Source organism: Candidatus Chlorobium masyuteum, from assembly GCF_011601315.1.
Taxonomy (GTDB): Bacteria; Bacteroidota; Chlorobiia; order Chlorobiales; family Chlorobiaceae; genus Chlorobium; species Chlorobium masyuteum.
Genome location: NZ_JAAORA010000002.1, coordinates 367863 through 381471, shown reverse-complemented (window position 1 = coordinate 381471; position 13609 = coordinate 367863). Strand labels below are relative to the sequence as shown.

General features: G+C 50.8%; 15 protein-coding genes. 3 read left to right on the top strand and 12 right to left on the bottom strand.

Going from position 1 to position 13609, the window contains the following annotated elements; genetic code table 11:
• Positions 1-2: 2 nt before the first annotated feature.
• The 3 genes from G9409_RS05385 to recG all read right to left on the bottom strand — a co-directional run bounded on the left by G9409_RS05385 (position 3) and on the right by recG (position 4588).
• The gene (locus tag G9409_RS05385) at positions 3-1385 is read right to left on the bottom strand and encodes an NAD-dependent succinate-semialdehyde dehydrogenase (RefSeq protein WP_166808033.1); all 1383 of its coding nucleotides are present in this window, start codon (positions 1383-1385) and stop codon (positions 3-5) included.
• An 85-nt stretch (positions 1386-1470) separates the two neighbouring features.
• On the bottom strand, positions 1471-2421 hold the full coding sequence (gene rsgA / locus G9409_RS05380; protein ID WP_166807786.1) for a ribosome small subunit-dependent GTPase A: 951 nt from the start codon (positions 2419-2421) through the stop codon (positions 1471-1473).
• A 46-nt stretch (positions 2422-2467) separates the two neighbouring features.
• Positions 2468-4588 carry an ATP-dependent DNA helicase RecG gene (gene recG / locus G9409_RS05375; protein ID WP_166807785.1) on the bottom strand — a complete coding sequence of 707 codons (2121 nt, stop codon included), beginning with the start codon at positions 4586-4588 and terminating at the stop codon, positions 2468-2470.
• Positions 4589-4690: 102 nt separating this feature from the next.
• Between recG and rpmE the strand changes: the two genes are divergently transcribed.
• Complete coding sequence (gene rpmE, locus G9409_RS05370) at positions 4691-4918, top strand: 50S ribosomal protein L31 (RefSeq protein WP_166807784.1); 228 nt, start codon at positions 4691-4693, stop codon at positions 4916-4918.
• A gap of 43 nt (positions 4919-4961) precedes the next feature.
• The gene (frr, locus tag G9409_RS05365) at positions 4962-5522 is read left to right on the top strand and encodes a ribosome recycling factor (RefSeq protein ID WP_166807783.1); all 561 of its coding nucleotides are present in this window, start codon (positions 4962-4964) and stop codon (positions 5520-5522) included.
• A 72-nt stretch (positions 5523-5594) separates the two neighbouring features.
• Here the strand turns inward: frr and bchY are convergent, their stop codons facing one another.
• Genes bchY through G9409_RS05350 form a run of 3 tightly spaced genes read right to left on the bottom strand, consistent with a single transcriptional unit; the run spans position 5595 to position 8026 of the window.
• Positions 5595-6833, bottom strand: a complete 1239-nt coding sequence (bchY, locus tag G9409_RS05360) for a chlorophyllide a reductase subunit Y (RefSeq protein WP_166807782.1) — start codon at positions 6831-6833, stop codon at positions 5595-5597.
• Positions 6814-7821 carry an SPOR domain-containing protein gene (locus tag G9409_RS05355; RefSeq protein ID WP_166807781.1) on the bottom strand — a complete coding sequence of 336 codons (1008 nt, stop codon included), beginning with the start codon at positions 7819-7821 and terminating at the stop codon, positions 6814-6816. The genes bchY and G9409_RS05355 overlap by 20 nt, the downstream gene beginning before the upstream one ends.
• A 10-nt stretch (positions 7822-7831) precedes the next feature.
• Positions 7832-8026 carry a hypothetical protein gene (locus tag G9409_RS05350; protein ID WP_166807780.1) on the bottom strand — a complete coding sequence of 65 codons (195 nt, stop codon included), beginning with the start codon at positions 8024-8026 and terminating at the stop codon, positions 7832-7834.
• A 147-nt stretch (positions 8027-8173) separates the two neighbouring features.
• On the opposite strand from G9409_RS05350, the gene xseA reads away from it, so the two are divergent.
• Positions 8174-9379, top strand: a complete 1206-nt coding sequence (xseA, locus tag G9409_RS05345; protein WP_166807779.1) for an exodeoxyribonuclease VII large subunit — start codon at positions 8174-8176, stop codon at positions 9377-9379.
• A 71-nt stretch (positions 9380-9450) separates the two neighbouring features.
• Here the strand turns inward: xseA and G9409_RS05340 are convergent, their stop codons facing one another.
• From G9409_RS05340 to G9409_RS05315, 6 genes are all read right to left on the bottom strand, one after another.
• Complete coding sequence (locus G9409_RS05340) at positions 9451-10041, bottom strand: Lcl C-terminal domain-containing protein (RefSeq protein WP_166807778.1); 591 nt, start codon at positions 10039-10041, stop codon at positions 9451-9453.
• A 130-nt stretch (positions 10042-10171) separates the two neighbouring features.
• Positions 10172-10933 carry a 3-deoxy-manno-octulosonate cytidylyltransferase gene (gene kdsB, locus G9409_RS05335; RefSeq protein WP_166807777.1) on the bottom strand — a complete coding sequence of 254 codons (762 nt, stop codon included), beginning with the start codon at positions 10931-10933 and terminating at the stop codon, positions 10172-10174.
• Positions 10930-11382, bottom strand: coding sequence for a D-aminoacyl-tRNA deacylase (gene dtd / locus G9409_RS05330; RefSeq protein ID WP_166807776.1), 453 nt, complete (start codon positions 11380-11382; stop codon positions 10930-10932). The genes kdsB and dtd overlap by 4 nt, the downstream gene beginning before the upstream one ends.
• A 159-nt stretch (positions 11383-11541) precedes the next feature.
• The gene (locus G9409_RS05325; protein ID WP_166807775.1) at positions 11542-11835 is read right to left on the bottom strand and encodes a DUF167 domain-containing protein; all 294 of its coding nucleotides are present in this window, start codon (positions 11833-11835) and stop codon (positions 11542-11544) included.
• A gap of 7 nt (positions 11836-11842) precedes the next feature.
• Positions 11843-12130 carry an Asp-tRNA(Asn)/Glu-tRNA(Gln) amidotransferase subunit GatC gene (gene gatC, locus G9409_RS05320; protein ID WP_166807774.1) on the bottom strand — a complete coding sequence of 96 codons (288 nt, stop codon included), beginning with the start codon at positions 12128-12130 and terminating at the stop codon, positions 11843-11845.
• A 32-nt stretch (positions 12131-12162) separates the two neighbouring features.
• Complete coding sequence (locus G9409_RS05315; RefSeq protein ID WP_166807773.1) at positions 12163-13506, bottom strand: citrate synthase; 1344 nt, start codon at positions 13504-13506, stop codon at positions 12163-12165.
• Positions 13507-13609 lie beyond the last annotated feature (103 nt).

Genomic DNA, 13609 nt, shown 5'->3' with positions numbered 1-13609 from the left:
AATCACCCGCCGGTCACGCTGAAGCTTTTTACGTTTACGAACTCACGAATCCCGTACAGGGCGAGCTCACGACCGTATCCCGACTCCTTGATACCCCCGAAAGGCATTGCCGGATCCGATTTCACCATACTGTTGATAAAGCAGTTCCCGGCATCAAGCTGATCAGCAACCGCAAGCGCCCTGTCGGCACTGGCGGAAAAAACCGCCGAGCCCAGTCCGTAGGGTGTGTCATTGGCTATACGAACCGCTTCATGATCATCGTGAGCTTCAATAAGGGTTGCAACCGGCCCGAATGTCTCTTCACTATAAGTCACCATCCCCTTGCAAACTCCGGAGAGAAGTGTCGGCGGATAGAAAAATCCGCGCCCTGAAGGGAGTTCTCCGCCGCAGAGCAGCCGTGCACCCCCGGAGAGAGTCCGGAGAACCTGCTGGTGAAGCTGAAGGCGAAGATCCGCGCGTGCAAGCGGACCGACCTCAACTGCAGGGTCGAAAGGATCACCCGTCACGGAGGATTGCATCCGCTGCAGCAGAAGGTTTTCAAACTCACTGAACACTCTGGAGTGCACAATAAAACGTTTGGCGGAAATACAGCTTTGACCACTGTTCAGAAGACGGGACGCCGCACAGAGCGAAACGGCCCGATTCAAATCGGCATCATCAAGCACGATATATGGATCACTGCCGCCAAGCTCAAGAACAGTTCTTTTCAGCGCCCGCCCCGCCTTTGCGGCAACAGCACGTCCGGCAGCGGTGCTTCCGGTGAGCGATACCCCCTGCACAGAAGGATGGTCAATCATGAAACCGCTCAGACGGTCAACATCCTCAAGATCTGTATGAACTGCCCGGTAGAGATGTTCCGGAAACCCTGCATCACGGAAAAGCTGTTCAATGGCAATCGCTGAACCGGTGACATTGGGAGCATGTTTAAGCAAAACACCATTGCCGGCCATGATTGCCGGTACGGCAAACCGGAAGACCTGCCAGAAGGGGAAATTCCAGGGCATGATACCGAGCACAAGACCGATCGGCTCAAATTTAACCACACCCTTTGCTCCGCCGTCAAGCTCACTGCGTTCCGGCTTTAAAAACGACTCGGCATGCTCTGCATAGTAGTCACAAACCAGGGCTGATTTCTGCACTTCGGCAACCGCCTGTGAAAACGGCTTGCCCATTTCGAGACTTATCTGTGCTGCATGCCGCTCTTTTTCAACACGAAGAAGTGTTGCCAGCCGCTTCATCAGTTCACTGCGCCTGAAGAGGGACTCTTTTCTCCAGAAACGGTACTCCCGGTCGGCAGAAGTAATGACTTCTTCAATCCGGGCGGATGTCATAACGGAATATTCGGCAATCGGTTCTTCCGTAGAGGGATTGACGGTAATGATCATGGAACGTAAGGGTTCAAAATGGGTAAGGTGCTGTTCGATAAACAAGATGATCCGGAGCGACGGGAACCAGCTGAACCGGTTTCAGTCACTCCAGGCTGTAGTATATTGCAAGATAACTCTCATAACGTGCCGGATCAATGCCTCCTTCATGAACCGCCCTCTGGACTCCACACCCCGGCTCCCCGGTATGCGAACACGAAGAGAACGAGCAATCAGGCATAAACGCAAGAAACTCCCTGAAATAAAACCGCAGATTTTCCCTGGTGATGTCGGAAAGATTAAACTCCCGGATTCCAGGAGTATCAATCACATAACCGCCATCGGGAAGCGGGAGCATCACCGAATTGCTGGTGGTGTGTACCCCTTTTCCGGTCTTCAGGTTGGTTCTTCGCGTTTTGAGCTGTTTCTGACCAAACAGCAGATTGATCAGTGTTGATTTTCCGACTCCCGAATGGCCGCTGAAGGCAGAAAGTTTGCCGCCAAGAGCCTCCATGAGCGGCTGGAGTGAACCCTGCTCACAGACACTGGTATAAAAAACAGAGTACCCGAGTTTATGGTAAGGCGCCATCAATTCTGCAACAAGCAGGGGGTCTGCAAGATCCATCTTGTTGACGACAACAAGTACATCAAGCTGCTCGGACTCTGCAAACACCAGATAGCGATCAACAAGACGGGTGCTGAGGGGCGGATCAAAGGATGAAACAACAACAACCAGCTGATCAATATTGGCAGCGATGACCTGAATTTTCTCCTTGCTGCGGTTGCGGCGAATATCCCTTTTTCTTGTCAGGGCGCTCCGGCGCTGCTTCACCAATGTAACAACCGCTTCAAACTGCTCTGTACCGGTCTCGGTCACCTTGAGTTCAACCCGGTCACCGACAGCCACAAGAGAGGTCTCCTCATTTTCCGTCTTCGTTCCGGGATAGGTGCGGCTCCGGAACGCTCTTCCATCATCAGCAATTACCGTATAGGTTGATCCGGTCGCTTCGGTAACCAGACCGCTGCATGATCCGGGCTGCTCATTTTTCTGTTCCATAGAGTTTTACAATAACACAATAACGTATTGCCAGTTTCCCCTTGAATTATCCGATATCAGCCAAGGTAACCCTGTCCTGGTAGTAACGGAGGTAGTGCTCCCGGATAACGCCATGCTCCGGTGCCCTCAACTGGGTATCCTCTGCGATAACCCTGAAGGCAGCAATGCGGGCCGACTGCATGATATCAAAATCTCTCGTCAGATCAGCAATCCTCAGCCCGCTTAACGTGCCGGACTGCTCTTTTCCCAGGACATTGCCAACCCCCCGAATTCTTGCATCAATTTCTGAAATAATAAAGCCGTCATTTGTCGATACCATTGCCTCAAGGCGTTCACGGGCCTCCACTGTCGGCATGGAACAGATCAGAAAACAGGAGGAACTGTGTTCGCCACGACCGACACGACCCCGGAGCTGATGCAGTTGTGCAAGCCCGAAACGCTCTGCATGCTCGATAACCATAACCGTGGAATTCGGAACATCAACACCCACCTCGATAACCGTTGTACCCACAAGCAGATCAAGTTCACCCCGGCGGAACTGATCCATCACCATCTCTTTACGGTCGGGGGTCAATTGACCGTGAATCAATCCCAGACGGAGATCAGGAAATACCGAAGATGAAAGCTCCTCAAAACTCTCAACCGCAGCTTTCAGATCCATCTTTTCCGACTCCTCCACAAGAGGATAGACAATATAACCCTGCCGTCCTGCCGCTACCTCTCTGCGGAGAAAATCATAAACCTTTGTACGCTCTTTTTCATAGCATAGCGATGTCCTGACCGGGCACCGTCCGGCGGGCATCTGGCGGATAACCGATACATCAAGATCGCCGAACACCCCCATACTGAGGGTTCGGGGAATCGGAGTAGCAGTCATCAACAGCACATGGGGGTTGACACCCTTTTCACGCAGAGCTTTACGCTGAAGCACTCCGAAGCGGTGCTGTTCATCAATGATAACCAGCCCGAGCCCTGCATAGCTCACCTCCCCTTCAATCAGTGCATGAGTTCCGACAGCGATATGCACCTCTCCTGTACGGAGTGCCTCAAGGAGTGCCTGACGCTCTTTTTTTCGCTGTTTGCCGGTCAGAAGTCCAACCCGCAAGCCGAGCGGCTGAAATAACCGTTTCATCGAGAGAAAGTGCTGCACGGCAAGAATCTCGGTAGGTGCCATAAATGCCGACTGCAGGTTATTATCGGCGGCCAGCGCCATGGCAAACATGGCAACAATGGTTTTGCCTGAACCGACATCACCCTGCAACAGCCGGTTCATCGGGCTGCCGGTTTTAAGATCGCGATATATTTCACGTACAGCCTGCTTCTGGCCGTCGGTCAACTCGTAGGGAAGACTTCGATAGAGCTGCTCGGTCATAACCCCGGAGTGGGTAAAAATCGCAGCACTTTTATTTGTTCTCAACTCGCTCTGACGCAGGGCAAACATCAACTGGGCATAAAAGAGTTCATTCCACTTCATCCGGTAACGGGCAAGTTCGAGGGCTTCATGCGAAGAGGGAAAATGAATTTCACGGTAAGCCTCCCGAAGCGGAAAAAGATGATAATCTGAAAGGATAGCCGGGCTGAGATTCTCTTCACTCTTCACCCTGTACTCATCAAACGCTCGGGCAACAAGGGTACGCAACTGCTTTGAGGTAAGGCCGGCCTGCTTCATGGCATCACTTGTCGGATAGATCGGAATGATCCTGCCGGTATGGTAGAGATCAAAATCACTGATCTCCCCCTCTCCCGGCTCATGAGGAGAAGCGGTCAGGCGGTCATAATCGGGGTGCTGCATCTGTGCCTGACGTCCGAAATAACTCACCTTGCCGTGCACGGCAAGCGCCTCACCTGAAACAATGCTTCTGGAGAAAAAGCGCACTCCCCGGAACCAGGTAAGCTCAAGCTGACCCGTAGCATCACCAAGCCAGACCTTGAAGCGCGCCCGTCCCGGATGAGCGCCTTCAAGCTGTGTTTTCAGAACGGTACCCACAACCGTCACCGTTTCACCATCGGCAAGATCCCTGATGCTTTTCATGGCACTCCGGTCGAGATAACGGCGGGGAAAGTAGTTCAGGAGATCATCAACCGTCGAGATACCGATCTCTTTTAGAATTGAAGCCTTTTTTGAGCCGACACCCTTCAGATAGATTATTGATGCAGTAGCGCTCATATTAAAAGGTTGTATCTGGAGATGATTTCTTGTATATTTGCACCTTTACCATTTTACATGGCAGGCCATTTCATTTATTGTACGATAAAGTCAACGAAAGTCATGAAACAAGATATTCACCCAAAGTATACAAGCGTCACCGTCAACTGTGCAAACTGCGGCAACAGCTTTGAGACCCGTTCTACCAGACCGACCATCAAGGTTGATATCTGCAATAACTGCCATCCGTTCTATACCGGCAAGCAGACCCTTGTTGACACCGCCGGACGCGTTGAACGTTTCAACAAACGCTTCGCAAAATCCACCGCAGCACAGGCCGGCGCCAAGTAAAGGGCTCCTGTCGGCAAATCAGCACTAACCCATAGGAACAGTTATGAGTGTCAGGGATGTTGCTCAGAAAACTGAGCAGAAAATGAAAAAGACCATTGAGGCGTTTCAGCATGAAATCGCTTCAATCAGAACGGGAAAGGCAACAACAGCACTGCTTGACCGTGTCAAGGTGGAAGCCTACGGTCAGCAGATGCCGCTCAAACAGGTTGGTAATGTCGGAGTGCTTGATGTTCACACCCTCATGGTTCAGGTCTGGGACAAATCAATGGTTTCAGCAACCGAAAAAGCCATCCGTGACGCAAACCTCGGCCTCAATCCGTCCGCCGATGGTCAGAACATCCGGGTAAGCATTCCGCCTCTTACTGAAGAGCGCCGCAAAGAGTTTGTAAAGCTCACCAAAAAATTCGGAGAGGATTCAAAAGTGTCACTGCGTAATCTCCGCCGCGACATGATTCATGAGATTGAAAAACTCGAAAAGGATAAAGCCATCAGCGAAGATGACAAAAATCGCGGCAAAAAAGAGGCCGATGAGCTGCTGCACAAATCCGAAAAACAGCTTACCGATATCATGACAGCCAAAGAGAAAGAGATCATGGAAGTTTGAGCTGCATAAACAGCTACTGAACATAAAAAAAGCCGGGGAACCCCCGGCTTTTTTTATGGACTCAAACTCTATTCACTCTTCAAAGTACTCCTTCATCTTCATGAACACCTCTTTTTTGCCGAGAAGTCCGCTGATCATGCCGAGTACCGTTGCCGCTCCCGCTGCAAAAAAGAGCGGGCGGGCGGAAATATTGTTAGTATAGTAGATTGCCGGAATTCCCCGCTCTTTGGCAAAACTGTCGAGTGAGGTTGTGCCGATCACCAGATCCGGATGGTACTCCTCTACAGCCTGCATATCCTCTTCAAGATATTTGCGGTATCGGATCTCGGTTCCGAGCATGGAGAGCACCCTGTGATCCTCCTCGCCGAGCGCCATCCGCGAAATAGAGGTTGATGCATAAGGAACTTCAAGCCCGGCTTCCAGCAGAAGACGCACAACCGGCAGTTCATTGCCTTCATAACCGGCCACTATAACCTTTCCTTTAAGGTGCTTGAACTGATTAAGTACCTCTCTTGATTTCCGGGCCTCCTCTTCCGCAACAGCCTGAACCGTAGAGGGGTCAAGAGCAAGCGCCTCACCGATACGGCCTATCCACTGCGCTGTAGCGTTGGCTCCGATCGGGTTTCCCTTGACAATTTTTACCCCATGCTCTTCAAGCAGCGAAACGGATTTTTCATAAAAGGGATGCAGCACGGCACAAGCCTCGGCCTCTGCGGCCTCGATATAGTCCTCAAGCGATGTTCCGGGGAGCACAATCACCGATTCGACACCGATTTTCTGCAGCACCGATCCAATGGTCATGGCATCAACCGGAAAAATCTCTCCAAGTACCACCAGCGATTTTGCTTTTTTCGGTGCGGCGAAATTCCCGAACCGCTTTATGAGTGTGGCTACAGCAACATCCTTTGCCTCGGGATGGGTTCTGATCTGAAATGCAGGGAGGCGGACAAGCAGCACTTCAGCATTTCCGGCCTTCCGGGGCAGCAGCTCCTCGGCAATCCCGGCCGTTTCAGCAACACAGGTACTGACAACCGGAATGAACCGAACCGCAGGGTCGCGGGCGATCTCTTCAATGGTACGGCGAAGATCATCAATCATGGTTCCGCCGGAAATCTGCACATTCATCAACTCCGGAGAGATGATGGATTTGCGGGCCGCATAGAAATGGGAGACAAACGTCAGCCCGTAAAGACAACCCTGGTCGGCAGCCAGACAGACCTGAACACCGTCAATTCTTGTCAATACCCTCAGCCCGCCGAAAGCCGGACACATGGACTGCGGGTGCAACGTGCTACAACTCTTTTTCTGCATGAAGAACAACCCTCTTGATAACATGTTGGATATATGCGCTGCCAGCCGTTTTTTCAGGCAGCCTTTTAAGATGTGCTGAAGCTTCTTCTCTGCCTGAAAACCTGCCCGTCGTGACCCTGTGGTATTTCACTGCCCCGGAGAATGCAGGCCAGACAAATGCTGTAATGCCCTTTGAACGCAAAGGGCTGATCTCTTTACGGGCGGTACTCCCGGAACGGAAGGTTGCCAGTATGATCGTATAGTCCTCTTTTTCAAGAACAAGAGAGTCTGCACCCCCGCCCTGAGCGGGTGTAACCGTTTCAGAACTGACCGGAGGATTGCTGTTCGGGCTGACTGAAGCTGAGCGTTGTGAAAAAGTCGCAACAGAGAATGGAATGCTTTCAGCGAACTGTCGGCCATAAAGAAAAACAAGCAGCACTCCGGCAGCGATCGCTGCCGAAACGAGAATCAGGAAAGGCGCTGCTTTACGTCTGCTGCCGGTCGGAACCCGATCCTGCGGCAAAACAACAACCTCCTCCAGATCCTGATACTCCCTGTTCAACAGAGCTTCCAGAGTGCTCTCCGCAACAAACCCGTAACCTCCCTCCTGAAGAGTGAAACGGCCAAAACCGTTGAAAACCAGCTCCCGTTTCTCCTTGAATGCTCGGACAAGAACTTTGGCAAGAGTCCGGCCAAACCGGTTGGCATCGTCCGGACTCATCGAAACTCTCGAAACAGCTATACGCACGGTATCATCACCCCCGAAACTCCCTCGCTCGAATATCATCCTGTTACAGGGGGGAGTATAAACCGTACCGGAAACCGTAATCTTTTTAACCGGCGCAAGCTTCCTGACAGAAAATCTGCCGAGACCCTTCACGGAGAGCTTTCCGCAAGCAAGAAACTCGGCGACCATGGCGCCTAAAAAACTGTTCAGAAGAGCATGAGCCTCTTGACTTTCCATAGCAAGCAGACCCGCCAGCTCCTCAATAAAATCATGGTTGGTCATAACATCGCCCTTAAGCAATTGAGCGGTAAACGCTTTGCTGTGAATAAAAAACGAATATAACACTTCCCGCTGTAAATACGTGACCGCCTCCATATCTGACAGCTTTCTGCTGCCCATCTTCCCTGTCGCCCCGGCCAATCATCCCGCCCGCCCCTTTTTTAGCATCCCCAACAACGAGAGGGATCTCATCTTCTTTATCTGACACGCATGAGATTTCTCACCCGAGCTGCTCGGGATTCGAAATGACACATCGGAACTCTCATCCATTAAGAGCAAAGAATCAGCGGGTATTAGAGAATGATTTGTTTTATTACAGCATACATCTTTATGATCACCTATCCTGTTTGCCTGCATGAGCACAGAGATTCTTTCGGTCAGTGAGCTGACTCAGCAGATCAAGACAGAGCTTGAAATGACTTTTCCTGCTGTCAAGGTCAAGGGTGAAATATCAAACTACAAGCGGCACAGTTCGGGTCACAGTTATCTGACACTGAAAGACGATGGAGCCCAGATTCCGGCCGTCATCTGGAAAAACACCGGAATCAGGCTTGCCGTTGAACTCAGGGATGGCATCAATGTTGTGGCCGAAGGGCGACTTGAGGTCTATCCTCCATCCGGACGCTATCAGCTCATCTGTACCGCTGTGACTGCGGCCGGAGAGGGGGCTCTTCAGCAGGCATTTGCCGAACTCCTGCAAAAACTCGCAAAAGCCGGCTATTTCGCCGCAGAGCGGAAAAAGCCGATTCCCGCCATACCCGAAACTATCGCGCTCATCACCTCTTCCACAGGAGCGGTCATCGAGGATATGAGCAAGGTGCTTGAACGAAGATTTCCTGCTGCAAGAGTTCTTCTCTATCCGGTCAAGGTTCAGGGAACCGATGCCGCCGAATCAGTAGCAGCAGGTATCGCCTGGTTCAACGAAACAAAAAATCCTGCACACCGGCCGGATGTTATCATTATCGCACGTGGAGGAGGTTCACTTGAAGATCTGCAGGCCTTCAACGGAGAGGTTGTGGCCAATGCCCTTTACCACTCATCTATTCCGGTAATCAGTGCCATCGGTCACGAAACCGATCTGACCATTGCTGATATGACCGCAGATCTCAGGGCCGGAACTCCCTCGATTGCGGCCGAACTGGCCGTACCTGACACAGGAGAGCTTCTCCGCCGGATTGAGACTCTGCAGTCAAAACAGGATCGGGCGGTACAGAACAAAGTTGAGGGAGCAGAACGTCAGATCTACTCTATCTGTAGCAGCTATGCTTTCAACCGCCCTCCGCTTCAGATGGAGCAGTTTGAAGAGCGGATCACCACCCTTCTTGACCGAACGACAAAAACAATCCGGAACAGGTACACGGAAAAGGCGGAGCGCTACGCATCCCTGCTTCAGCAGCTTGCACTGCTCGATTACCGAAAAACGCTTGAACGCGGCTATGTACTGGTAAAAAAAGAGGGGAAATTCATGACCGGCATAGCAGAACTGCACCCTGACGACAGGGTCGATCTGCTCTTTCACGAAGGAACGTTGCCCGCCGTGATAAGCCGTGATCAGAAATGATTATGGATTTTAGATTTCGGATTGCTCTTCGTCGTTGTTGCTGTTGAACTCCTTTTGGTCCTATTCTTTTTCTAAAAAGCACGCACTGGACGAACACGACTGTAGTAGGACTTTGTTCCTCCACCCTGATAACCATCGCTGAAGTACTGGTACCATGCCGTATCAGAGGTCATTTCGGAGGAGCTCCAGTAGTAGTCTCCGGCAAAGGAACCGCATAGCGCCCTGTTGATGTAGAGCTGGTTCAGTTCATCCTTGCTTGGAAGAAACCAGTCACTGAAACCACCACCCCGATATGCCCGAACGATAGCTGCTGCGCTCCTGGGATAGGTTACTGCAGGATATTTCGCCAGAATCTTTGCGGTATTAGCTCTGCCCTGACCAAGTTCGTGTCTTGTATCAGAGAGTAGCTGCATAGCATAATCACTGTTATTCACGGTTTCTTCCTGTCCGGTACTCCAGCGATATACCCCCGCCCATGGTGACTTATTCCAGACATCAGTATATCGGATAACGATGTCTTCAGGAGCAGCAATCAGGCCGTGCTGGCCGGTCACATCGACGTAAAAAATGATACCTCCCCCGAACTTGTCACCAATCCTGTATGAAGCAGCCCGGGATACCTCCGACACCATCACCATACCGAAACAATAAATCAGAAACACAATCCATAATCGTATGAAAAGTGTGTTTGGTATGCTGTTCATGCTGGTTTCATAATGAAGAAGGGATAAAAACCATATCTGTCCGTTTTAAAAAATAATAATATCCTCGATAAAAAAACAGATCGCCTTCTCAAGGTGTTCTGCAGCAATCAACCGCCCCCCCCCCCCTGATAATGGCACGAACCTGTTCAAGCTCTTCAGGGGTATTGACACCGGGGTTATCAACGCTTGTTGTGATGCACCGGATTCGAAAACCATTCTCCAGCAGCCGGAGCTGCTCAAGCGACTCCTCCTCTTCAAGCATCGATGGCTGAAGTGCTGCAAATTGCTCAAGAACTGCTGCACTGAACGCATAGAGCCCTATATGACGATAAAAGGTTGTCGTCGGCATCTTTGTTCTCGTGTATGGTATCGGACTGCGTGAAAAAAAGAGCGCAAACCCCTTGCGATCCATAACGACCTTCACCACATGAGGGTCCTCAATCTGATTCCGCTCATCGGGCTGCATGGGAAAAACAAGGGTAGAGCAATCCGGGGGATTTGCAGAAAAAAATGGCTGAAGCGCAAGATCGATATTTTCAGGACTGATAAGCGGTTCATCACCCTGCAGATTGACAAAAACATCTCCGCCGGTCACTCTTGCTGCTTCAGCAATCCGCTCCGTGCCGCAGCGTGCCGAGGGCGAAGTCATAACAACTTCAGCTCCCCGCTCTTCCAGAACAGAAGCGATCTCCAGACTGTCGGTAGCTACAACAACGCGTGCTGCAAGCCGGGATTTAAGAGCCTGCCGCCAGGTACGGACAATGAGCGGTTCCCCCTCAAGATCGGCAAGCATTTTTTTTTCAAGACGGCTGGAATCAAGCCTGGCAGGAATAAGGATAACAGCTTTCATGTGGAGAGTGGAGAATCAAGAATCAAGGTTACCGGGCCGTCATTGACCAGAGCGACCTGCATGTCCGCCCCATACCATCCGGTCCTGACCGGCTTTGCAATCTGCAGGCCAACCATCCGGATAAAACTTTCGTAGAGCGGCTGAGCAACGTCAAAACGGGCTGAACCTGAAAAACCCGGCCGGTTGCCCCGGCTTGTATCGGCATAGAGTGTAAACTGTGAAACAACCAGAAGCTCTCCCTCACTCTCAGTGAGCGAAAGATTCATTTTACCCTCACCGTCATTAAAAATCCGCAAACCGGCAAGCTTGCGGCACATCCATTCGACCTCCGCCATACCGTCACCGGGAGCAATACCAAGAAGAACAAGCATACCCGGACCGATCCCGGAGTATCGAGCTTCACTTGCAGAGACACTGGCCGATAACACTCTCTGAACCACAGCTCTCATAGCGCACCTTTTTTAATCTGTTCCGCAGTTCGATGACTACGTTGGACGGTGCTCAAAATCCTCATGTACTCCCTTGTACATTCCGGTTTCTGCGCTCCGTCCGCCTTGCCTTCGAATCGCTCACGACAATTAAAAACGGTGCCTATATTTTTTAAGCGTTTACTCATAAGCGTTGAACGCCAGAGTCGCGGCTTCAAGAGTGACCCCTTCCAGCATCACGGTTTTTGTCCGGGAACTCTTCCCTGCAATAATATGCACCCGGGAGGGGGGAATATGGAAAACTTTTGAAAAAAGGTCACAACACTCCCTGTTGGCGGCATCATCCACAGGTGCCGCTTTCAGACTAACCTTCAATCCTCCGTTATAGAGACCGCATACCCTGCTTTTCGATGACCGGGGCTGTGCCTTGACGACAAAAACCGCACTTCCGTTTTTTTCGCGAAGCTCAACCATTGCAGGGTTACCCGATAACCTTGGGTACTTTGAAAAAACGATCCTGCCTCTGAGGGGCATTCTTCAGGACATCCTCCGATGTGAGCGGCTGAAGCTCAACATCCTCACGGAGTACGTTGATCTGGTCATGGATACTGCTGAGCGGTTCAACACCTTCAGTATCAACTTCATTGAGCTTCTCGATATAGTGAAGAATGTTGTTGAGCTCGCTGGTCATGACAATTGTCTCCTCTTCATTGAACCTGAGGCGGGCCAGATCGGCGATATAGGCAACATCTTTGGACGTAACCGACATAATTATTTGGTCGAAAATGTGATAAAAAACCTTTATAGTCTGCAGATCCCTATTTTCTGCTCATCCAGCCTGTTTTTCGGGCGCATCTCCATCGGTACAAAATCCCGCGTTTCCTCTCCGAGGTAGATCTGACGGGGTCTCGCAATTTTCTGCTCAGGATCCTTAACCTGCTCAATCCACTGTGAAAGCCATCCGGGTATCCTTCCGATAGCAAAGAGAACCGGAAACATATCCATCGGAAATCCCATCGCCTGGTAGATCAGACCGGAATAAAAATCCACATTCGGATAGAGCTTCCGATTGATAAAATATTCATCCTCAAGAGCAATTCTCTCCAGCTCAAGAGCAATATCGAGCAGAGGGCTGCGACCGGTCTCTTCAAAAACCTGGAAAGCGATCTCCTTGATAATTTTTGCCCTTGGATCATAATTTTTATACACCCTGTGGCCAAAGCCCATAAGACGGCCTTCCCCGCTCTTGACCGATGCAATAAACTCCGGAACCTTGTCAACCGATCCGATTTTCAGCAGCATATGGATAACCGCCTCGTTTGCACCGCCATGCAATGGCCCGTAAAGAGCCGCGCAACCGGCAGCAATTGCTGTATAGGGATCGACTCCGGAACTGGCTACAGCCCGGACGGCATTGGTTGAACAGTTCTGTTCATGATCAGCATGCAGGATAAAGAGCACATCGAGGGCACGTTCAAGCACCGGATTTGGCTTGTAGTGTATTTCAGTCATCTTGAACATCATGGAGAGAAAATTGCCGGTATAGCTCAACTCATTATCAGGCAGAACATAGGGAAACCCGAGACTGTGACGGAAGCTCATTGCCGCCAGCGTGGGTATCTTGCCTATAAGACGCCGCACCTGGAGTTTACGGGACTCTTCATTACCGATATCCTTCGCATCACGATAAAAAGTAGAGAGCGCGCCTACTGTGCCGACAAGAATCCCCATCGGATGAGCATCGTAGCGGAACCCGTCCATGAACTTGACCAGATTGGCATGGGTCATGGTATGATGGCGGATATTGTAAGTCCATACCGCCAGCCTCTCCTTGTCGGGAAGCTCACCCTTGATAAGAAGGTATGAGGTTTCCAGAAAATGGCTGTGCTCTGCAAGCTGTTCGATTGGATAGCCTCGATAACGCAAAATACCTTTATCACCATCAATGTAGGTAATACGGCTTTTGCAGGATGCTGTATTTAAAAAACCGGGGTCATAGCCCAAAAGCCCGAAATCCTCAGCAGAAACCTGTATCTGACGAAGATCCATGGTATTGATGGTACCGTTCTCAACCGGAAGTTCATAGGTTTTTCCGGTCCTGTTATCAGTAACGGTCAGGGAATTTCTTGGGTCTGTAACGGCCATGTTGATACCAATCTTGTTGATTGAAGATTACACGTAACAAAAATCAGAAACCATGCTGAAAGTGTTAAAAAACAAAGGAGTGCAGAAACATTTCTCTGTTTTC

Coding starts and splice junctions, on each gene's coding strand:
- rsgA (WP_166807786.1), bottom strand. CDS start 2,421: ATGGAACAGAAAAATGAGCAGCCCGGATCATGCAGCGGTCTGGTTACC.
- G9409_RS05325 (WP_166807775.1), bottom strand. CDS start 11,835: ATGGTTGAGCTTCGCGAAAAAAACGGAAGTGCGGTTTTTGTCGTCAAG.
- gatC (WP_166807774.1), bottom strand. CDS start 12,130: ATGTCGGTTACGTCCAAAGATGTTGCCTATATCGCCGATCTGGCCCGC.
- xseA (WP_166807779.1), top strand. CDS start 8,174: ATGAGCACAGAGATTCTTTCGGTCAGTGAGCTGACTCAGCAGATCAAG.
- G9409_RS05355 (WP_166807781.1), bottom strand. CDS start 7,821: ATGACCAACCATGATTTTATTGAGGAGCTGGCGGGTCTGCTTGCTATG.
- kdsB (WP_166807777.1), bottom strand. CDS start 10,933: ATGAAAGCTGTTATCCTTATTCCTGCCAGGCTTGATTCCAGCCGTCTT.
- G9409_RS05315 (WP_166807773.1), bottom strand. CDS start 13,506: ATGGCCGTTACAGACCCAAGAAATTCCCTGACCGTTACTGATAACAGG.
- frr (WP_166807783.1), top strand. CDS start 4,962: ATGAGTGTCAGGGATGTTGCTCAGAAAACTGAGCAGAAAATGAAAAAG.
- G9409_RS05385 (WP_166808033.1), bottom strand. CDS start 1,385: ATGATCATTACCGTCAATCCCTCTACGGAAGAACCGATTGCCGAATAT.
- bchY (WP_166807782.1), bottom strand. CDS start 6,833: ATGCAGAAAAAGAGTTGTAGCACGTTGCACCCGCAGTCCATGTGTCCG.
- rpmE (WP_166807784.1), top strand. CDS start 4,691: ATGAAACAAGATATTCACCCAAAGTATACAAGCGTCACCGTCAACTGT.
- dtd (WP_166807776.1), bottom strand. CDS start 11,382: ATGAGAGCTGTGGTTCAGAGAGTGTTATCGGCCAGTGTCTCTGCAAGT.
- recG (WP_166807785.1), bottom strand. CDS start 4,588: ATGAGCGCTACTGCATCAATAATCTATCTGAAGGGTGTCGGCTCAAAA.